The organism is Lysinibacillus sp. FSL W8-0992 (assembly GCF_038008685.1).
GTDB lineage: Bacteria > Bacillota > Bacilli > Bacillales_A > Planococcaceae > Lysinibacillus.
This window is the reverse complement of record NZ_JBBOZQ010000001.1, coordinates 1,511,570-1,531,808: the sequence shown is the minus strand read 5'-3', so window position 1 is coordinate 1,531,808 and position 20,239 is coordinate 1,511,570. Positions and strand designations below refer to the sequence as shown.

Sequence of the window (20,239 nt, the reverse complement as noted above, 5' to 3'; positions counted from 1 at the left end):
GCAGCTAATAATAATTCGAAAACTTCTGCTCAAGCAAGTTAAACTAATATCCACCACAAAATCATCGTAATCACAATTGTAACAAGCCCCTGCAATAATGTCGCAACAGTTTGTGCTTTATAGGCTTGCGTAACTTCCATCCCACTGTATTGCGTAATAACCCAGAAAAAGCTATCATTCACGTGACTAACCGTCATTGCACCTGCACCAATTGCCATCACAACTAATGCTAGGGGAACAGCGCCTTCAATGCCAAGCGTAATAAGCATCGGAGCTACTAGTGAAGACGTAATAACTAATGCTGTAGTTGACGAACCTTGTGCTGTTTTTAAAGCAGCTGCTACGATAAATGGAACAACTAGGAAAAGACCTCCAGTTGCAAACATACCTAAATCCATCTCCTGCAACATTTCTCCAACGCCAGCATTTTTAATAACCGTTCCAAAAGAGCCGCCCGCACCAGTAATTAATAAAATCGGAGCAGCCTCTTTTAAGCTGTCACCAATCCAACCAGTTAACGTTTTTTCACTGACTTCAGGTAATAATAACATCGCTGCTGCAACACCTAAAAATAAGGCAACTGTTGGTGACCCTAAAAAACGACAAATCATATTAAATGTAGCTTCACTATCCCCAACTAATGCTGCAATCGATCCTATACCGATTAACACAATTGGAAGCACAATCGGTAAAAATGATTTAAACGTCGAAGGCATTTTACCAAATGATTTAATAATTTCTTCATAATCCAATGCCTCTAAGTCATCTTCAGGTACACGAATTTTTGTCGCTACTTTAACTGACCATAAATAACCTACAAATGTCGCTGGAATCGCTACTAACAATCCAATAACAATCACAGTTCCTAAATAATCTGCCGCCCCTATATTACCAGCCGCTGCTATCGGCCCTGGTGTTGGCGGTACTAAAACGTGTGTAGCAAAGAGCCCTGTTGCCAACGCAACAGCCATCGAGGCAATCGTAACATTTGCGCGCTTTGCTAATGATTTTTGTAAACTCGATAAAATAATAAATCCTGAATCACAGAAAACTGGAATAGATACGATATAGCCGATTAAAGACATAGCTAATTGTGGACGCTTTGGACCAATGATTCGCAATACAACTTCTGCCATTCGATAGGCAGCCCCTGATTTCTCTAAAATTAACCCGATGATTGTTCCAGCTATAATGACTAAACCAATGCTTGTCATCAAGCCTCCAAATCCAGTATTTATACTTTCAACAACAGTTAATAATGGCATACCAGAAGCAATACCTACAAAAAATGCACTAATTAATAATGCTAGAAACGGATGAAGCTTTAGCTTTGCTGTTCCGACTACAACAAATAATACCCCTATTAAAATAATAACGAACAACATTTACTCATCCCCCATATTTACATAATTCTCAATCATTTTTTTCGTTTTTAGACGAATCAAACGATAAGGCTCTTGCATTGCTTGCTGGACAGTAGTCGATTCATCTACTAATGATTCCACAACAGAAAAGTAATTGAGCAAAACAGGCTTATCCTCTTCATCAATGGCTCCAGACAATAACATAGCCTGTATGTTTGTTGTTTTTGCAGCCATTGCCACCCCCAATGGCGCCTTTCCATGTAATGTTTGACGATCCGATTTACCTTCACCAGTAAGAACAATTTGTGCGTCTTTCAAATGTTTTTTTAACTGTACAGCATCTATAACAATATCTATGCCTGCATGAAAAGTGCCATTTAAAAAAGCAATTAATGCGCCACCTACACCTCCAGCAGCACCTGCCCCTTTATAATCATGTAATCGAATGTGAAATTGCTTTTCCACAATAACTGCAAATTGCTTTAAGCAATTATCAAAAAAAGTAATTTCATGCTCTTTCACACCTTTTTGCGGGCCAAAAATGGCTGTAGCTCCGCGCTCTCCAATCAATGGATTATCGACGTCACACGCAATTGTAAATGTTGCTTCAGACAATCGTGCATCAAGTTGACTATTATCAATGGATGCTAAATCTAGCAATGCTGACACGCCATTCGCAATAGGAGTCCCATCATCTTTTCTAAATTGCAAGCCTAGTGCCCTTAATAGACCAATGCCAGCATCGTTTGTTGCACTGCCACCTATTCCAATAATAAATTTACGAAACCCTTTATTAAGTGCAGCCTTTATTAACTGCCCAGTCCCATATGTCGATGCAAGCTCAGGGTTTTTTTCACTGTCCTGCAACAGCGTAATGCCAGATGCCTGTGCCATCTCGATAACACATGTTTCATCATCCCCAAGCACACCAAACTTTGCTTCGATTGTTCTGCCTAGCGGATCAAGTACATTTTCTGAAATATACTTCCCCCCTGTTGAAGCAATGAGTGACTCTAACGTACCTTCTCCACCGTCTGCCACTGGTAAAATAACTGTTTCAATCGATTGATCAGCATCCAAGATTCCTTCCTGCATTGCATTCGCTACTTCAAATGCAGATAAAGTACCTTTATAAGAATCCGGACAAATTATGACTTTCATGTTATACCCCCACTTTACATCCATTCATATTTACGTTGGTGCTCAGCTGTCAGACGATATAGTTTTATCGCATACAAGAAATTTCTTCTACTCAAAGTTAAGCGCTTACAAATTATTATAATGACAATAAATTCAGAAAACATTATAATGAATGTACAAATTAACTGTCATATAACAGAGGTTTATTTATGCGAGGTGTATAAGCATGTTAACAAAAAAATTAGCAGAAGAAATAGTGCATCAAACAATGTTACGATTACGTCGCAACATTAATGTCATTAGCCCAACCGGAGTTATTTTAGCATCTGGCGATAAAATGAGAGTTGAAAATATTCACGAAGGCGCACTTTACGTGGCAAAAACGAAAGAGACACTCATCATTAATGGGGAAAATATTGATGCTTATCCAAATACAAAACCTGGCATCAATATGCCAATTATGTATCAGGATGAGGTCCTTGGAGTGATCGGCATTACAGGCGATTCTGAGGAAATTTTAGAAATTGCCAATCTCGTACAACTAACAACTGAAATCATGACACACCAAGCTATTGTGGAATCAAAAAGTGAGTGGCAACGTAAAAATAACGATTACATATTCGAAGCGTTGGTGCATGGTAGTAAGATAGACGCTGCCTTACAAGAACGCATTCAAAAGCTTCCGTTCATTTTAGAAGCACCCTTTCAAATTATATTACTGAGCATGGATGCACCGTCATCTGCGGAAAATAGCCTCCCTCTGTTTTTTGAAGATTTATTTTATAAGCAATCTGTTCTTTCAGGTCATAGCCAACTACATGAATATTATATTTTACTAACAAACTACGATGAACAGCAAAAGCTGCAAATGATGAAAGCATTACGTAAAAAAAAGCACAAGCTACCTTCATTACAAATTGGGGTGGGACCGACTGTACCCAATTTAGCGCAACTTCCACATTGTTATAACGGCGCTAAAACAGCACTTGAATTTGCCTTAATTAATAAAGAAATTACGTTTTTTGAAGATGTCGAGTTATTTTCTCTTTTTAAAAAGAGAGATTCCGAGGAAGTACAAGCATTCCAAAATCGCGTTCTAAAAAATATGAATGCTAAACAACTCGAAACATTACAAACCTTTTTTGATTGTAATTTACAACTTAAACTTTGTGCACAACAACTGAATATTCACCGTCACACGCTTACCTACCGATTAAATAAAATTCGGGAGCTTACAGGCTACGATCCACAATATTTTGAGGATGCCGTCATCTTAAAAATGGCCTGCACTTTACGGTAAATCATTTACGGCAATGTTGACGAAGGTTTAGGGTGACAGGCACTCAAACAATTATCCGAGTTGATGGTAGCGGAGGCGGCGACTCCTGCGGGAACGCACGCAGCGTAAGACGCAACAAACCGCGCGTTAGCGAGGGTTGCGGCTTACGGTGTGCCCGCGGAAAGCGCCCGCCGTAGCGGACATCAACGTCAAAAAAAAGTGTCAGATTGATTGCAGTCAATCTAACACTTTACTCTTTTGCCCTTTAAACATTATATAATTCATTTAATAGCTCAATTTTTTTGCCAATCGCATCTTCAAACGTCATGATGTAAGCTGCAGGATCTTTTGGATTATGGAATTGTGTAATCTTCCCTGTCTCAGGATGAACAAATTTTGAAGATGCTCCACAACCAATACCTAAAATAGTCTGCACTTCCTCCATGATCACAATATTATAAATACTTTCTTCGCCAGCTTTACTGTAGCCTACATTTTCTAAATTACCTAAAATATTTTTTTGACGGTATAGATAGTAAGGAACATAATCATTTTCCTTCGTCCATACTTGCGCCATCTGCATCATTTGTGCGACCGTATCACGATCTGCCACCTTGTATTTATCTTTATTGCGCGTCATTTCGGATGCACGTTTAAAGGATAGTGTGTGGACTGTTAATGACTCTGGTTGCATTTTTGCAGATTCCTCTAATGAATGTTGGAACTCTTCCGTCCCTTCATTTGGCAAACCAATAATTAAATCCATATTAATGTTATTCATACCTGATTCGCGTGCTAGCCAAAACTTATCAATCGTTTCTTGCACCGTATGATGGCGTCCTATTGCCTTTAATGTTTCATCTGTATAAGATTGCGGATTGACACTAATACGATCAATGCCCCATTTTTTTAGTACAGCTAATTTCTCTGGTGTAATCGTATCTGGACGACCTGCTTCCACCGTTACCTCACGAATCGTTTCTGGGTTCGGGAAGGCGTCATACATTGTTTGATACAATGCATCCATTTCATGTGCCTCGATCGAAGTAGGTGTACCACCGCCCCAATAAATTGAAGTGATTTTCATATTATTTTCAGTCAGCCACTTACCCATCTCACGTAATTCAATGTGCAGTCCATCTAAAAATGTCTCTACGCGACCTTGTTTACGGTTACTACCAATCGCATAAGCAGGGAAAGTACAATATGCACATTTAGTTGGACAGAATGGAATGCCAATATAAACACTAATCTCTTTTCCAATACTATCTAAGTCAGGTATAGTAACTAGCTGACGAGCTACAATCTCCTTCAACAGCGCTACCTTTTCCTCTGACAATCGGAAGTCACGTACGAGCACTTCAGCAATTTCTACATCATCCATACCTGCCTGGCGGAATTTATGATAGAGCTTTGTCGGGCGCACACCTGTTAAAATACCCCATTGCTGATGCATCCCCGTATGCTGCTCTAACACATCTAAAAACACGTGCGATAATGCACGTTTCATGCGAATATTTTGCTCACGACCAACCGCCTCTATCTCATATTCAATATGGTAATCATTCGTATAACGTTTACCTTCTACCTCTAGCACCGCTCTAGTATAGATAGAAAAATTTTCTTCAACTCGGTAGCTGAAAGCAACGGACATATCCGCTTCCTGCGCAGTCGTACTTAACTTCGAATCCTCAAAAAATAAATTCGCAATATGATTTAATACGCGAATCCAATCCTCAGGATATTTTTGATCTATTTGAATAATTTTCATTGTTTTCGCTCTCTTCTTTCAATATTCCAATGTACATTACTAAATTAATGATTGCCTCAATAGTTTAACAAATTTTTATAAGTTTAAGCAAAGCTACTAATTGCAAGATTCCATTAACAGAATATTTAGACTAATTATAGACAAATTATTTAATTATACTTATAATTTTTAGTAAAGGTGGTGTTGATAGTGGTTGTAATAAAAGAAAACTTTTCTGCTGTTTCTCGCTTTATTCAGAAATTAGAAGTTGCCTTCCATCATTTTGATTTACAACGTTGTGACGAAAAGACATTGTATGTCACTATATTTTTAAAATACCGCGGGCAAAAGGTGCTTTGCGATTTTATTTACATTATTAATCACCAAGAAATGTATGGTGCTATCTCTATTAACGAGCATTATAAACATGCAAGAAACTTTATTCAACAGCATTTCCACCATATCCTTTTATACTCTGATGAATTACGATTAGCACGAAACTTTATGAATACATTTCATTTCAAGCAAAGCTTACAGCAGTTTGCCAAAATATATCCTAGATTTCTGGCTAATAAACCGCTTTTGGCATAGGACAAGTGTAAGTTATTTTCTAACAAGAAGGGAGGCGTCTGTAGTATTCGACGCCTCCCCTTTCAATGTTATTCCTTTATTATTTCACTCAGCCCTGTAATATCAATTCCGTTTAATGCTTGTGTTGCCAGTCTATCTGCTTCTGCATTCTCTTTCCTCGAAATAAATTTGTAGTCTGGTCGAAGGTTTAGCTCACTTAATTTCGCGTCAATTTTGTCCGCCCATCCTGCTAAATCCTTCTCCAATGCAGGCCATTCCCCATTTAGCTGATTAATCACTACTTGTGAATCCCCAATAATGCTTATCGGCAAATGATGAGCATTTAATAATTCAAGCTCCACTAAACCTAAATAAAGGGCTGCATATTCTGCCTCATTGTTCGATTTGAGCTCTGCGGAAAAGGCATTTTTTCTTAGCCTATATGGTTTACCATTTTGCTCATAATAAATGGCACACCCGAGTCCTGATTGAGTAGTTGCACGATCAAACCCTCCATCAAAATAAACAGTAATATTGTGGGGTTCTGTGTCAACTTCTTTTAGATATGCCTTTAACTCCTTTATAGACCAGTTCGTATCTTGTCGATCAATAAATTGTAGCGATTTGACACGTCCTGTACGTTCCATATCTTCCGCCAACATTAATGCTTGAGCTGCTGGCATTTCTTCTGATCGTAAAATCGTCCCTGCACCCTTTGGTGTTTTATAAGTCCATTCAATTACAACATGCATGACATTCCCTCCATAAGTGAAAACGTGTCTCGAATAGCCGAGACACGTTTTCCTTCTTACTTTGTTATATGTGCAAATATTCGTTTATTTATTCCTCACAAAATATTAAACGGTATATGCTGATAAAGATGCTTGCTTACATGCCCTCGTACAACGATTGAATAGGTTTTACTAAAATACGGTTTACTTCTTCGATAACGCCACTTAGCTTCATCTCTGCTTCAAGCATAGCTACAATTTTCTCATTTTGTTGCGCGAGCTGCGCTGTTTTTTGAGCATAGAGTAGCTCATCTTCCTGTAAATCTTCCCCAGCCATTTGTTTTTGCTGTAAATCTATTTGAATCTTACGGAAGTTTTGGAATAGCTTTATTGCATCCTCATCCGCTTTGACTACTGCTACTGCCTCTTCTAATGTTTTAAATTCCGCCGTTTTGCGGAAAGTTGCCTCCAAAGCATTAATTTCATTATAAATATTAACCATTATTTCTTTTTCCCCTTTCTAAATAAAGTAGACGATTAAACCTTGCACAATACCAATTAGTCCACCAAGAACTGCACCAAGAACAGTAATCATTTTAAATTCACGCTTCGAAATACCAAGGACAAGCTCTTCAAGTTTTGATACTGGGAACGAATCAACTTGTTCACGTACTATTTCTTGTAAATTTAAGCGTTTTAACACATCTTCTAATTTGTCTTCTGCTCTATCAAATGCTTTTTCAATCATTTGTGGCACTACTGTTTCCCTCATCCAAGTACTACCGTTAGGCCAGTAATATGAAATAGGATGCTGTAAGCGTTCTGTAACTGCTAATTGATCTTTTACATAGCTTTGTAAATTTGCTAATATCGGTTCAAAGTCAATATCCCCTAAATAATCCATTGCTGGACGATCCTTTAATTTTTCCCACTCCTGTGTGAAAATGTTCGTTAGTAGTGCTGTTGTTCCAGGAGCCTGTATAAACTTCACAAGCTCGCGTTGTACTTTGCCCATAAGTGACGAGGAATCACCTAAAAACATATTAATCATACCGCCAAGTGATCCTTTTGACGATAAAAAGTCATCAATCATCGCCTTTATCGTCATTTCACCAGCCGGCGATAAAAAATAATCTTCACCTTTCTCTAAAATATGTCCGACTGCTACTGGAATTTTAGCATCAATCGTATTTTGAATGTCCTCCGATAACAGTGTACGAATTGATCTCGTGGATAATGTATTCTTAACTGATTCAAATTGTCCGGCTACAATTAGCTCTACCTTTTGTTCGATAGTAGCAGGCATATTGGAGAAACCAGCTAAAGATAACCAATCTTGAATCGTTTTAGCATCCGTAAAGAAAGTTTCTTCTACCTTTGTTTGTACAAATTGCTCTACTTTATCTTGAATGTCCTTTGAAAAAAACTTCTTCCTAAAGGTCTCAGGTGTCAGTAGATAATTTACAACTGTTAGGCCAAGCTGTTTCGCTAATTCATCACGTCTTTTTGGAATAAGACCCGGTGTAAATGGCACACGCCAATTTTTAATATAAATCGCTTCATGAGGTCGAAAAAGCATTTTAATTGCTAGATGATTTGTTATACCCCCGATTGCAGCACCGATGATTGCCATAAATAATAATGTCACTATAAAATTGTCCATTAGCATCCTCTCATTTCAATCGTATTCACATTTGGCGTATTTTGTCGCCTATTGGACTCATTATAGCAGAGCAATGAAATCCAACGAAAGAATACCCTCCATTTAATTACGACAAAGCATAATTGTACCTATCTTTAATTAATGACAATTTGTTTAGTTGCAAAATTACCGCTATGCTTGAATAATATTAAATACATATAAATAGAAATGGGGTTAGTATATGATTCAGCATTTTAGCTTTAAACCTTTATTTGAAAATACACAGCTTCCTGGATGGGCCATTTCATTTTTTTATCAGCGTGAACGCTACGCTGCAGAATATTTAAAAGATGGCGTCATCCAATGGATTGGACCTATTCCTCCAGATGAAGAAGATGTTAAAAAAATGATTCACGAACTTATGCTTTTCCATATTTATGACTAAAAATATCGATACTTTTTTGCTTTCACCCACTTAAAAATACCTAATATTTACTAGGAAAATCACTGCTATTATACGAAAAGTGCTTGTTTATATTGATATTCCTGTATTTTTCTTATACATTTAATAAATGAATTTATTTCTAAATGTTTTTTATGCAGGAGGCTATTTCAATGAGTAAAGTCGCACTTTCTGATGACTTAAACAACTATAATTCAAAAGCATTAATTCGTGCAAAAGTAAAAGAACTTTTTTCTGAATTTTCGGCAAAAATTTTTGGGTTAGTCGATGAGGCAAGTACTATCGATAGTAAAAAATTTGAAGCACTATCTGGCTTTAGTAGTAATTTTTACAGTGAGTATTGCAACCAATTAAAAGCTATTTTTGAATCCCCAACTGGAATCGGGAAACGTGCCAGTAAACAAATGTACTTAATTTATAATGGCAATCATTATATCCTTACACAACAAGGGTTGACAGAAAAAGCACCTATCACCATCTCAACTTTTACAGACGCAATCCCTTCAAAGGAATCTGTGCATGATGTGGAAAAGGCTTGTCTTAAGTTACGCTTTCAACAATAATTTTTCCGATACATATTGACGCAAAAAAGAGGTTGTCTCCTATAATTGAGACAACCTCTTTTTGTTGCATATTAAAAATAATTCATTTAAAAAAATCCACAAGTAAAGCACTCTTGAGATTTTTGACGTGTCGTTTTATATGAGATGCAAATGCTTCTTTCTCTAAATAAACTATCCTTGCTCCATATAAAGTTAGCATAATGCATATTGATTTTCAATCATTTGTCATCTAGATAATGTCCATTTTTTTTAAAGCAAAGCCTTCTAAAAATAGTATAAAAAAGTCGTTGTCAATATTTGTGTTTTAGTTATAAATAACTTATGATTAAAACATCCAACAATTTTTTAAATCATAGGAGGTGTACACTTTGTTTACTTCCCTCATTCGGGCGGGGACAAAGGAATTATTTGGACGGAGACATATTGGAAATAACCATAAGGTTGGCGGCATTCGCCCTACTAATCATAATGACAGGATTTTTCGTTGCAACTGAATTTGCAATCGTAAAAGTAAGAACTACCCGCATTGATCAATTAGTCGCAGAAGGCCATAAAAAAGCGAAAAATGCAAAACGTGTTGTATCGGATTTAGACGAGTACTTATCCGCTTGTCAGTTAGGTATTACAATTACAGCACTTGGACTAGGGTGGCTAGGTGAACCAACGTTTGAAATCATTTTACATCCAGTGTTCGAGTTTCTAAATCTGAACGGTAGCATAACATCTATCCTTTCATTTATACTTGCATTCTCAATTGTAACGTTTATGCATGTAGTTATCGGGGAATTGGCGCCAAAAACTTTAGCCATCCAAAAAGCAGAATTTGTTACATTAAACTTGTCTGGTCCGTTAATTTTATTCCATAACATTACGTATCCAATCATAAAATTATTAAATGGCTCTGCTCGTGGTTTAACAGGTCTATTTGGTCTTAAAATGATGTCAGAATCAGAAGTTGCGCATACTGAAGAAGAATTGCGTATGATTTTGTCGGATAGTTTAAAAGGTGGAGAAATTAATAACGCAGAATATGAATATGTTAACAGTATCTTCGAGTTCTCAGATCGCCTTGCAAAAGAAATCATGGTGCCACGTACTGAAATCGTCGGAATTGAGAAAGAGCTTACTATTAAAGAAGTTTTTGATTTAATGGGTGTTGAACAATATACTCGTTATCCAATTATCGACGGTGATAAAGACCATATTATTGGTTTAGTCAATATGAAGCATTTATTAACTGCTTACATTAAAGACCCAGCAAATGGTGATAAATTAGTGATTGACTATATGCAACCGATTATTCGCGTTATGGAAACAACGCAAATTAATGAATTATTACTCAAGATTCAACGTGAACGTATTCATATGGCTATTTTAATGGATGAGTATGGTGGAACATCGGGTCTTGTAACCATTGAAGATATTATCGAGGAAATTGTCGGGGACATTCAAGATGAGTTCGATGAAGATGAAATCCCAGAAGTACAAGAAGTTGCAGAAAATCATTTTATTTTAGATGCAAAAATGCTACTAGAAAACGTCAATGATATGCTAGGTACTGACATAGAAGATGATGATATCGATACGATTGGTGGTTGGTTCATGACGAAGCGTTTCGATGCTGTCGAAGGTGATAGTATTGAAGAGCAAGGTTTTGAATTCACAGCTAAAGAACTAGACGGTCACCACATATTATACTTAGAAGTTCTGAAGTTACCTGAACTTGATTTAGTAAATGACATCGAAGAATCGAAAGACTATAAATAACACAGCTAAGACGGCTCCCTTTCATATAAGGGGGTCGTTTTATAATGCCCGAAAGTTTTGCGAGGAGGAAACAAAATGGAGCTCTATACAAATTTACGTCAAGGGGAAAAAGGCGCTTGGTTATCTATAGCTACCTACTTAATACTGAGCTCAGTAAAGTTAACTATTGGCTATATCGGAACATCTGAAGCTTTAAAAGCAGATGGATTAAATAATACAACTGATATCATTGCATCTATTGCCGTTTTAATCGGCTTACGTATTGCCCAAAGACCGCCAGATTCAAATCACCAATATGGCCATCTACGCGCTGAGACTGTTGCATCACTTGTTGCATCTTTCATTATGCTTGTTGTTGGCTTACAAGTTTTGATTGCTTCTTTACAAGGACTGTGGGAGCCAACTGGCACAACCCCATCCATGTTAACAGCATTTGTTGCAATTGGGAGTGCCGTAGTAATGTATATTGTTTATCGCTATAATTTAGCTCTATCAAAAAAAATACGAAGTGCTGCTGTAAAAGCTGCCGCTTATGACAATCGTTCAGATGCACTTGTCAGCATTGGTACAGCTATCGGGATATTCGGTGCAATTTTCGGCTTCCCGATTATTGATACATTGACAGCTCTTGTTGTAGCTTTTCTTATACTAAAAACTGCTGTAGAAATATTTTGGGAAGCTGTTCAAAGTCTTACAGATGCCTTTGATATTGATGAAGTCGAGACTTTGTCAGTACTAATTCGCAATGTAAACGGGGTTATTGAGCTTTTAGATTTCAAAGGACGCGCACATGGAAATATGTACTTTATAGATGTAACAGTGACTGTGAATCCTTATTTAAATGTCTTTGAAAGCCATCGTATTACAGAAGAAATTGAACGTACAATTATGCGGGAAAATCGCTTCTGTCATGTGCTCGTGCATATTGAACCACACATCGAAGATTTGCCTCCTACAAACAAAAGCCAGTCTCCTACCACTTGATGGTAAGAGACTGGCTTTTTTGCTTTATGCCGCTTCGCAAGCAAAGCAATTCGCATTTAACTATTATCATACTTATTTAATTGCAATATAAATATCGACCTGAGACTCATTAGGTTGGCATCGTTCATCATATATTTCAAAGTCACCAGTATATGTTCGTTCTACATCTGAGTTTGCAAACCAAGTCCATATATCTTGCCAAGCTTTAATGACAATCTCTGGCATTGACCCTTTTTCTGAAGTAAAGACTAAATATTTTGAAGCAGGAATTGTTTTGATGGACATCCCATTTGGCACTTCTTTGTCAGTTGATACTTCCACTCCAAGGGTAATCGAGTAATCTCCATTAACATCTGTTTCATAATCCGAATATAGTCCATACATAACGCCCTCGTTCACTTGATTTATCAATTGACCAGTTACATTTTGCTGAAAGTAACTTGTCCATAATTGGGGTATTTTCGCTGTTGGAGTAATTTCATTCGCATTATTTGTGCGCGCTTCTATTCCTACTATTTGAAAGCTTTGTTTTTCTTTCACAACAGGAGGATTGACTTCGCCTGTTCTCCATCTTTTTAAGCTAGGTAAAAACGAAGCTAACATTTGACGTGCCTCTTCTTCTGCCATGCCCTCTTCCTTTAAATGAGGTACACATATGTTAATCATTTCATTGACAGTTATATTTGGCTGTTTGAACTCTCCTAATTCGTAGCAATATGTGCAATAGTCCTGACACACCTGCCCATCTTTTTCAGTTCCTAATAGTTTTGCATCCTCTAATGGCATTCCACAGCTTTGGCAATAAGTTTGCATAATTTATATCCACCCTTCGTTCATTTGTTTTCACTATAACAAAGCAAACTTGACAACTGTATGTCATCAATTGAGCGTAATAAATCACCAATCACCCTTTGTTTTCTACATATAATGCTACAATTTCTTGTGCCCGTCTTTTCACAATATCAACTAAATAAGGAGGATTAATAAGCTTTATTCGATTCCCAAAGCTCAGCAAAAATCCATATAGCCATTCATCTTCAGGCAATGAAACTTGCACGATCGATTTTTCATTATCTATATGTTCTGCTCCAAATGTTTCTTCCACCAATGTTCGAATAGTTTCATCAAATGTCAGTGTGATTTCCACTAAGTTTTTCGGTTGCTGCCAAGCTTTATCCCAAGGCAGTTCTGCTAAATGAACGCTCTTCCGTTCAAAACATATTAACTCTTCTTTAATTTCCTTCATTCTAGAGATTTTAAATAACCGAAAACCATCTCTTAATGTGCAATAACCATATATATACCATACTTTCCCCTTCTGTACTAAAGTATGCGGCTCTATCAAGCGCTTTGTAAGCATCCCATGCGCGGTTGAATACAAGAAGCTTACACAATGCTCATCTTCGATTGCCCTTTTTAATAGGGTTATTTGTTCTTTTAATATAACATTCTGTCCCCAAGGGCTTAGGTCAACAAATAAATGATCAATAGATTTTTTCACTTTTTCATCTGCTATCCCTGTTAGTTTTTCTAAAACAGCTGTGGCGTGAGCATCCTCATATGATGTTAAGGCACTTTTAAGAGCAATTGACAGTGAGGTTAGTTCCTCCTTCGTTAAAATTTGCTTATCCATTCTATAACCATCAATTAAACTAATCCCTCCGTTTACCCCTTGCTGACTCACAACTGGTACCCCTGCACAGCTAAGGGTTTCAACATCGCGATAAATTGTGCGAACTGATACGTCAAATAACTCTGCCAATTCTTGAGCCTTTACTTTTTTACGATTAATTAAAATCATTGTCATCGTTAGTAAACGATCTAATTTCATTTGTCTAATCCCTCAACTTTGTACATATTTTTAAAACACACACTACTTTTCCACAACAAAGTAATTTTCAATTACTTATATCCTATTATTTTTAAGTATTTTTTAAGTACCTTTTGAGTTTTCTTTAAGTCAAATGTACTATAATAACGGCTATTACATAATACATTCATTAGAATGTTTTACAAAATAAGAAAATAAGAAACTTTAAATCCCTTCAGTCAATTTTCTAGCTTAACTATCGATACTTTCTTTTTTCAAAATAGTTTAATAATAAACGCTTATACAATTATTTCAATTCTCTTAACACTACATAAAAAACTTTTATCCTCTATATAATGGGGAGACCTTTTCAAAAACAATGTACTAGAGTTTAATGGTTTTCAATTTAATTGTATAAAGGAGATTTTGATGTGATTCGAGCCGTTTTAATAGACAATGAACCTCTAGCTTTACACTATTTTCAAAATAAGCTACAAAACTTTCAACAAATAGAGGTTACCCAAACCTTCACTAGTGTAAAACTATTCTTAAATAGCCTTCCATCACTGGAATTTGAAGTAATATTTTTAGAAATAAAGCTTGATGAACTGAATGGACTTGAAGTAGCTGATATTATAAAAAGCAATCGCCCACATGTAATTGTTATATTTATAACTTCGTATTCAGAATTTGCAATCCAAGCATATGAAATTGGAGGACTTGATTATTTACTTAAACCGATTAGCCAAGCACGCTTAGAAAAAACAGTATCACGTATTGAACATGAATTTTCTATGCAACAGTTGGTACAACAAACTTCAAATACGATTTTAAACGTCCAATGCTTTAATCAATTTGCTACCTATAGCAACAATAGTCTCGTTTCCTTCAAAACTGAGAAAACAAAAGAATTATTTGCTTATTTTATATTGCACCCTAACATGCCTATTCATCGGGATGTTTTAATCGAAATTCTTTGGCCTAATTTAGATTATGTTCGTGCTAAATCTAATCTTCATACAGCACTATCTTATTTAAGAAAAACATTAAACAATATGGGCTATGCCAACTGTATAATATTTTCTAACAAATATTATATTTTTGAAAAACCTAATATTTTGTGTGATTTGTACGAATTCCAAGATTGTTTTAGTGATTTTAAGAAGTCTGATTTTCCTCCGATTTCATTAATCAATCAATGTCTTGCTATTTATAAGGACGGCTTACTCATATTTGATGATTATGAATGGGCTACCTCAGATAGAGATAAGCTTACTAAATCATACATAGAGTTATTAGAGAAAGGGTTTCAAACAAGCATTGGAACCGAAACGGAAAAAGCTATTGACTATCTCAATCGTTTATTAGAGTTTGATCCTTATAATGAACATAAGCTTGAACAATATTTACAACTGTTAATCGAGGCAGGGTTGCATACACAGGCATACATTATTTTTTTAACTTATGAGCAAAAACTAAAAGAAGACTTAGCACTCACTCCAAGTTCTACTTTACTAGAAATGTCTAACAAATTATTTAGTCATAATCAATAATTTATATGGAAAGAGGCGACAAAAGAGAAAAAGTGTTAGATTGACTGCAATCAATCTAACACTTTTTATGTTATGCCGTTGTTGTCCGCTACGGCGGTTGCTTTCCGCGGGCACACACGTAAGCCACAACCCTCGCTAACGCGCGGTTTGTTGCGTCTTACGTTGCGTGCGTTCCCGCAGGAGTCACCGCCTTCGCTACCAACAACTAGTACACGCTGCTAATTTCTTATTCTTGCAAAAGAAAGAATTGCTGATTCCAAACAATCTACCACTTTTTAGCTATGCCGTTATTGTCCGCTACGGCGGTTGCTTTCCGCGGGCACACACGTAAGCCACAACCCTCGCTAACTTGCGGTTTGTTGCGTCTTACGTTGCGTGCGTTCCCGCAGGAGTCACCGCCTTCGCTACCAACAACTAGTACACGCTGCTAATTTCTTATTCTTGCCAAAGAAAGAATTGCTGATTCCAAACAATCTACCACTTTTTAGCTATGCCGTTGTTGTCCGCTACGGCGGTTGCTTTCCGCGGGCACACACGTAAGCCACAACCCTCGCTAACGCGCGGTTTGTTGCGTCTTACGTTGCGTGCGTTCCCGCAGGAGTCACCGCCTTCGCTACCAACAACTAGTACACGCTGCTAATTTCTTATTCTTACCAAAGAAAGAATTGCTGATTCCAAACAATCTACCACTTTTTAGCTATGCCGTTGTTGTCCGCTACGGCGGTTGCTTTCCGCGGGCACAACGTATACCGCAACCCTCGGTAACGCGCGGTTTGTTGCGTCTTACGCTGCGTGCTGTTCCCGCAGGAGTCACCGCCTACGCTACCAAAAAGTGCTATCTTCTAATATTTTATTAAATACAAAAGAAAGAATAGCTAAGTTTTCATTCATTTTACATAGCGGATAAACTAACACGTTTGTTTATCTTTTTAAAATTTTAAAGTTTTGTCATGGACACGTTTATTTATTGCCTACTGGCCGCTGCCTTCTGTCAATCCATGCTTTACTGCATAGAGTGCTGCTTGTGTCCGATCTTGTACTTGTAGCTTCGTAAATATATTGGAAATATGTGTTTTTACTGTTTTTTCAGTAACAAATAATGATGATGCAATTTCTCGGTTACTTTTTCCCTTTGTAAGCTCTGCAAGTACGTCTTGCTCACGTGGAGTTAGCGGATTTAACACATGTAGTGCATTTTCTGATTCTTGACGATCCATCTCAAGTGTTGACGTCGCTTCTGGGTGTAATGTATGTTCACCCTGCATAATGCGTCGAATCGATGATACTAGCTCATCTGGTTCAATATCCTTTAGCTGATATCCCGCTGCTCCAGCTTCCATCGCTGGCACAACATGATCTCGATCAGAGAAGCTTGTTAACATTAAAATTTCGATGTGCGGAAACTTAGACTTTATGCGCTTCGTTGCTTGAATACCATCCATTTCAGGCATGACTAAATCCATTAATATAATATCTGGCTGTATGCTTTCAGCTAGCGCGACTGCTTCCACACCATTTTTCGCTTCCCCCACAACCTCAATATCTTTCTGTGTCTTTAAAAAAAATAATAATCCTCGTCGGACTACATGATGATCATCTGCAATTAGTACACGAATCATTTTTACTCCCCCCTCAATATGGCAGGCGGATTAGCAGCTCCGTTCCCTTGCCAATTTCGCTTACCCAGTCAGCTGTACCCCCCACCGATTTAGCTCGGTCTTTTATCGATTGTAAGCCTATCGATAGGAGCTTTGTATTATGATCAATTACGAAGCCTCGTCCCTCATCACGAATGACTAATAATATATCAGTAGCTGTTACCGTAATATAAAGTGCCGCTTCAAGCACACCAGCATGGCGACGCACATTATTAAGCGCCTCCTGTGCTACACGAAACAGTGTTTCTTCTATACGAGATGGAAATTGTAAAACACCAGATACAGTTACATGAAGCTTTAATCCGAGCATTTCAGCATACACTTTTATCGCTTCTAACAGTCCATTCTCTAAACCTTTTGGTCGTAGTTGCCAAATGAGTGCACGCATTTCTGTTAAAGCATCTTGCGTTAAATGCTGTATCTCCTTAAATGTTTCCTTTACCTCAGTGTCGTTACTCATCTCAATGCCAGCCCTCGCCGTTAATGTTACGGAGAAAAGAAGCTGATTAACAGAATCATGTAAGTCCCGCGCCAGACGATTGCGCTCCTTCACTAGTGCCATTTCCTGCTCCTGCTTTGTCAATAATATACGCTTAATGGCAGAGCCCATTTGAAAGGCAACCGATTCCAGTAATGCTAGCTCTTCCTCTGAAAAACGCACCGTATTCTTCGATGCTACATTCAAAACACCAAATCGTTCCTGACCTGATTGCAGAGGGACCGTTGCATGATGTGTAATTCCTTCGTGATCGCCAACATTTGCAGCAATTGCACTTTCGATCCTTTGACATTCAATAATATTAGAAGCTTTTTTTAATTCTTCATTGCGATAACGGGATACACACCAGCAGCCTCCCTTTTTTAAATAGTGGCAATTTTTATGTTCGAGTGCCTCTGGTAAATTTTCATGGACAACAAGCTCTGATCGTCCTTTTTCATCAATAAAAAATATCCAGCCCGTTTCAAAATTTGTACCATTTAAAAACTTCACAAGCGCGCCTTTTAAGGTAGTGATTATTTCTGTTTCTTCATTCAGTAACTCAGCAATTTCTTTTAAGATACTAATATTGGAGTGCTCGTTCTCTCTCACAAAAACACCTCTTTTTATTGGCATTACTTAGTTTAATGATAACATTTCCAAGTCAAAGGTGTCTGCCTGAGCCGTTCATACTTTAGACTGAATTTCCATTGTTTTTTATAAGTAATTGTTTGAACGTACTGACTAGGGAGCAATAGAAAAACTCAATAATTGAAACATTTTACTTCTAAATTCAAAACACATATAATCGTAACAAGTACATCGTTAATATAAAGGGAGTTTTTATATGTCAAAAAAAGAGGAAAATACCTTATTGTTTATTTGGATTGTCTCTGTCGTTGCAACACTAGGCTCACTATACTTTTCTGAGATTCGTCACTACGAGCCTTGTAAAATGTGTTGGATTCAACGTATTTTTATGTATCCAATAGCAATAATGACCACTATTGCCCTTATTCAAAAAAATCCACGTATAGTTGTAACAACGGCAGTATTCGCCGTTATAGGTGGCTCTGTATCACTTTATCATTATGGAATTCAGAAACTAAGCTTCTTAGCTGCTTCTGCTCCTTCTTGTGGTGCCGTATCTTGCACCGGTCAATACATAAACTGGCTTGGTTTCATTACAATCCCGTTTTTAGCATTAACAGCGTTTATTTTAATTGCAGGCGCAAGCTTCTATTTAATCAAATCGTTAAAAACTGCAAAATAAAATAATGTAACAAGAACGATAAGTACGTTTTTTGGTTTACAACATAATATCCGACAAAAAATTCGCGATATGCCTGTGAGATAGCGATTCAAGCCAGCCAGATTATCCAGTGGCTTTAACATCTGGTATCTTGTGAATCGTCCTTTTACAGAAAGAGAGCGGATTTTTTTGTACTAAATCTTTTAAAAAAGATGCTAAAAAAATGAGCAAGGGTGTTTTGATAGCCCTCATTCCACGGAGGAAAATAGATGTTTCAATATGAAATAAAAGACAATAATACAACGGTCGAGGAGCTACTACGTAATCATTGGCGACTAGGGAAAAAGTTAGTTCATGAATTACGTATGGAAAAGGCAGTCACTTCACTTGATGGAGAGCCACTACTATGGAAGGAGCCACTTCCAGCAGGAACAATCATTAAATTTTCATTTCCTATCCCTGCCTCTAGCTATAAGCCGACACCTGTTTGTGCGATTGATGTTGTGTATGAGGATGATCACTGTTTAATTGTTTCTAAACCAAAGGGCATGTCTACTCATCCTAATGATGACCGCGATACTCACACTTGTATGAATCATGTAATGGCACATATGAAAGAGCAAGGTCGAGACTATGCAGAGCATGTTCATCGCCTTGATAAAGGGACAGAAGGTTTACTTTTAATTGCAAAGCATCCACTGGCAAAATCAATTTTTGATCGTATGATTGAAGAAAAAACAATTATTCGTACGTACGCTGCAGAGGTGCAAGGAAATCTTCGTACTACATCGGGGACTATCGCTGAATCTATTGGTAAAGACCGCCATCACCCAACACGACGCGTCGTATCAAACACAGGTCAACATGCTGTAACACACTATGAAGTTGTTGCACGCTATAAACATTCTTGTGTTGTCCACCTTGTTTTAGAAACAGGCCGTACACACCAAATTCGTGTACACATGGCACATATCGGGCATCCTATTATCGGAGATACGATGTATGGCGCGCGCGAAACAGCTAGCGATGATTATGAACTACATGCCATTCAATTAGAATTCGAACACCCATTTTTAAATAAATTAATTATAGTAAAAGATAAATAATAGGCACAAAGCATTAGTACAGACCAAAGTCATGGTTTGTACTTTTTTTTATGGAAAATATCACTTTTTGATAGATTTATTGATTATGAGCCGTTTTAATAGAATCCGTTTTTTGGTTTTTCTACTATT

19 protein-coding genes are annotated in these 20,239 nt (G+C 37.2%); 9 read left to right on the top strand and 10 right to left on the bottom strand.

The features are described 5' to 3' along the window. Positions 1 to 38: 38 nt before the first annotated feature. Both NSQ74_RS07425 and NSQ74_RS07420 read right to left on the bottom strand, forming a co-directional pair. The gene (locus NSQ74_RS07425) at positions 39 to 1,385 is read right to left on the bottom strand and encodes a GntP family permease (RefSeq protein WP_340822422.1); all 1,347 of its coding nucleotides are present in this window, start codon (positions 1,383 to 1,385) and stop codon (positions 39 to 41) included. Then, positions 1,386 to 2,525, bottom strand: a complete 1,140-nt coding sequence (locus NSQ74_RS07420; RefSeq protein WP_340822421.1) for a glycerate kinase — start codon at positions 2,523 to 2,525, stop codon at positions 1,386 to 1,388. It abuts the gene before it with no gap. A 205-nt stretch (positions 2,526 to 2,730) separates the two neighbouring features. Between NSQ74_RS07420 and NSQ74_RS07415 the strand changes: the two genes are divergently transcribed. Further along, positions 2,731 to 3,804, top strand: coding sequence for a CdaR family transcriptional regulator (locus NSQ74_RS07415; RefSeq protein ID WP_340822420.1), 1,074 nt, complete (start codon positions 2,731 to 2,733; stop codon positions 3,802 to 3,804). A gap of 244 nt (positions 3,805 to 4,048) precedes the next feature. On the opposite strand, the gene NSQ74_RS07410 is transcribed toward NSQ74_RS07415, so the two are convergent. Continuing rightward, complete coding sequence (locus NSQ74_RS07410) at positions 4,049 to 5,554, bottom strand: coproporphyrinogen III oxidase (protein ID WP_340822419.1); 1,506 nt, start codon at positions 5,552 to 5,554, stop codon at positions 4,049 to 4,051. Positions 5,555 to 5,743: 189 nt separating this feature from the next. Between NSQ74_RS07410 and NSQ74_RS07405 the strand changes: the two genes are divergently transcribed. Further along, entirely contained in the window at positions 5,744 to 6,124 is a 381-nt protein-coding gene (locus NSQ74_RS07405) for a hypothetical protein (RefSeq protein ID WP_340822418.1), read from the top strand. A 68-nt stretch (positions 6,125 to 6,192) separates the two neighbouring features. Here NSQ74_RS07405 and NSQ74_RS07400 read toward each other — a convergent pair whose 3' ends face one another. The 3 genes from NSQ74_RS07400 to NSQ74_RS07390 all read right to left on the bottom strand — a co-directional run bounded on the left by NSQ74_RS07400 (position 6,193) and on the right by NSQ74_RS07390 (position 8,497). Beyond that, complete coding sequence (locus tag NSQ74_RS07400; protein ID WP_340822417.1) at positions 6,193 to 6,855, bottom strand: ribonuclease H family protein; 663 nt, start codon at positions 6,853 to 6,855, stop codon at positions 6,193 to 6,195. A gap of 136 nt (positions 6,856 to 6,991) precedes the next feature. Next, positions 6,992 to 7,336 (bottom strand): YlbF family regulator, encoded by a 345-nt coding sequence (locus NSQ74_RS07395; RefSeq protein ID WP_340822416.1) that lies wholly within the window; start codon positions 7,334 to 7,336, stop codon positions 6,992 to 6,994. A gap of 18 nt (positions 7,337 to 7,354) precedes the next feature. Further along, on the bottom strand, positions 7,355 to 8,497 hold the full coding sequence (locus tag NSQ74_RS07390; RefSeq protein ID WP_340822415.1) for a DUF445 domain-containing protein: 1,143 nt from the start codon (positions 8,495 to 8,497) through the stop codon (positions 7,355 to 7,357). 220 nt (positions 8,498 to 8,717) lie between these two features. On the opposite strand from NSQ74_RS07390, the gene NSQ74_RS07385 reads away from it, so the two are divergent. The 4 genes from NSQ74_RS07385 (at position 8,718) to NSQ74_RS07370 (ending at position 12,253) form a co-directional block, all read left to right on the top strand. Continuing rightward, positions 8,718 to 8,921, top strand: coding sequence for a YheE family protein (locus NSQ74_RS07385; protein WP_340822414.1), 204 nt, complete (start codon positions 8,718 to 8,720; stop codon positions 8,919 to 8,921). 170 nt (positions 8,922 to 9,091) lie between these two features. Continuing rightward, the gene (locus tag NSQ74_RS07380) at positions 9,092 to 9,502 is read left to right on the top strand and encodes a hypothetical protein (protein ID WP_340822413.1); all 411 of its coding nucleotides are present in this window, start codon (positions 9,092 to 9,094) and stop codon (positions 9,500 to 9,502) included. Between the two features lie 423 nt (positions 9,503 to 9,925). Next, the gene (locus NSQ74_RS07375; RefSeq protein WP_255639588.1) at positions 9,926 to 11,269 is read left to right on the top strand and encodes a hemolysin family protein; all 1,344 of its coding nucleotides are present in this window, start codon (positions 9,926 to 9,928) and stop codon (positions 11,267 to 11,269) included. Between the two features lie 75 nt (positions 11,270 to 11,344). Continuing rightward, complete coding sequence (locus tag NSQ74_RS07370) at positions 11,345 to 12,253, top strand: cation diffusion facilitator family transporter (RefSeq protein WP_340822412.1); 909 nt, start codon at positions 11,345 to 11,347, stop codon at positions 12,251 to 12,253. Positions 12,254 to 12,325: 72 nt separating this feature from the next. Here the strand turns inward: NSQ74_RS07370 and NSQ74_RS07365 are convergent, their stop codons facing one another. Then, positions 12,326 to 13,066 carry an effector binding domain-containing protein gene (locus NSQ74_RS07365; RefSeq protein ID WP_340822410.1) on the bottom strand — a complete coding sequence of 247 codons (741 nt, stop codon included), beginning with the start codon at positions 13,064 to 13,066 and terminating at the stop codon, positions 12,326 to 12,328. Between the two features lie 91 nt (positions 13,067 to 13,157). After that, complete coding sequence (locus tag NSQ74_RS07360; protein ID WP_340822409.1) at positions 13,158 to 14,084, bottom strand: helix-turn-helix transcriptional regulator; 927 nt, start codon at positions 14,082 to 14,084, stop codon at positions 13,158 to 13,160. A gap of 410 nt (positions 14,085 to 14,494) precedes the next feature. On the opposite strand from NSQ74_RS07360, the gene NSQ74_RS07355 reads away from it, so the two are divergent. Beyond that, a complete protein-coding gene (locus NSQ74_RS07355; protein WP_340822408.1) occupies positions 14,495 to 15,616 on the top strand; it encodes a response regulator in 1,122 nt (373 codons plus the stop codon). A gap of 971 nt (positions 15,617 to 16,587) precedes the next feature. Here the strand turns inward: NSQ74_RS07355 and NSQ74_RS07350 are convergent. Further along, positions 16,588 to 17,235, bottom strand: a complete 648-nt coding sequence (locus tag NSQ74_RS07350) for a response regulator transcription factor (RefSeq protein ID WP_340822407.1) — start codon at positions 17,233 to 17,235, stop codon at positions 16,588 to 16,590. A 13-nt stretch (positions 17,236 to 17,248) separates the two neighbouring features. Beyond that, positions 17,249 to 18,364 carry a GAF domain-containing sensor histidine kinase gene (locus tag NSQ74_RS07345; RefSeq protein ID WP_340822406.1) on the bottom strand — a complete coding sequence of 372 codons (1,116 nt, stop codon included), beginning with the start codon at positions 18,362 to 18,364 and terminating at the stop codon, positions 17,249 to 17,251. A 235-nt stretch (positions 18,365 to 18,599) separates the two neighbouring features. Here NSQ74_RS07345 and NSQ74_RS07340 point away from each other — a divergent pair, with 235 nt between their 5' ends. After that, complete coding sequence (locus NSQ74_RS07340) at positions 18,600 to 19,025, top strand: disulfide oxidoreductase (RefSeq protein ID WP_340822405.1); 426 nt, start codon at positions 18,600 to 18,602, stop codon at positions 19,023 to 19,025. Positions 19,026 to 19,273: 248 nt separating this feature from the next. Continuing rightward, on the top strand, positions 19,274 to 20,110 hold the full coding sequence (locus tag NSQ74_RS07335) for an RluA family pseudouridine synthase (RefSeq protein WP_340822404.1): 837 nt from the start codon (positions 19,274 to 19,276) through the stop codon (positions 20,108 to 20,110). Positions 20,111 to 20,239: the final 129 nt, after the last annotated feature.

Excerpts from the sequence above, each read along its gene's own strand:
- NSQ74_RS07410 (WP_340822419.1), bottom strand. The coding sequence starts at position 5,554 with ATGAAAATTATTCAAATAGATCAAAAATATCCTGAGGATTGGATTCGC.
- NSQ74_RS07395 (WP_340822416.1), bottom strand. The coding sequence starts at position 7,336 with ATGGTTAATATTTATAATGAAATTAATGCTTTGGAGGCAACTTTCCGC.
- NSQ74_RS07400 (WP_340822417.1), bottom strand. The coding sequence starts at position 6,855 with ATGCATGTTGTAATTGAATGGACTTATAAAACACCAAAGGGTGCAGGG.
- NSQ74_RS07385 (WP_340822414.1), top strand. The coding sequence starts at position 8,718 with ATGATTCAGCATTTTAGCTTTAAACCTTTATTTGAAAATACACAGCTT.
- NSQ74_RS07380 (WP_340822413.1), top strand. The coding sequence starts at position 9,092 with ATGAGTAAAGTCGCACTTTCTGATGACTTAAACAACTATAATTCAAAA.
- NSQ74_RS07420 (WP_340822421.1), bottom strand. The coding sequence starts at position 2,525 with ATGAAAGTCATAATTTGTCCGGATTCTTATAAAGGTACTTTATCTGCA.
- NSQ74_RS07370 (WP_340822412.1), top strand. The coding sequence starts at position 11,345 with ATGGAGCTCTATACAAATTTACGTCAAGGGGAAAAAGGCGCTTGGTTA.
- NSQ74_RS07335 (WP_340822404.1), top strand. The coding sequence starts at position 19,274 with ATGTTTCAATATGAAATAAAAGACAATAATACAACGGTCGAGGAGCTA.
- NSQ74_RS07415 (WP_340822420.1), top strand. The coding sequence starts at position 2,731 with ATGTTAACAAAAAAATTAGCAGAAGAAATAGTGCATCAAACAATGTTA.
- NSQ74_RS07350 (WP_340822407.1), bottom strand. The coding sequence starts at position 17,235 with ATGATTCGTGTACTAATTGCAGATGATCATCATGTAGTCCGACGAGGA.
- NSQ74_RS07425 (WP_340822422.1), bottom strand. The coding sequence starts at position 1,385 with ATGTTGTTCGTTATTATTTTAATAGGGGTATTATTTGTTGTAGTCGGA.
- NSQ74_RS07360 (WP_340822409.1), bottom strand. The coding sequence starts at position 14,084 with ATGAAATTAGATCGTTTACTAACGATGACAATGATTTTAATTAATCGT.
- NSQ74_RS07365 (WP_340822410.1), bottom strand. The coding sequence starts at position 13,066 with ATGCAAACTTATTGCCAAAGCTGTGGAATGCCATTAGAGGATGCAAAA.
- NSQ74_RS07390 (WP_340822415.1), bottom strand. The coding sequence starts at position 8,497 with ATGGACAATTTTATAGTGACATTATTATTTATGGCAATCATCGGTGCT.
- NSQ74_RS07340 (WP_340822405.1), top strand. The coding sequence starts at position 18,600 with ATGTCAAAAAAAGAGGAAAATACCTTATTGTTTATTTGGATTGTCTCT.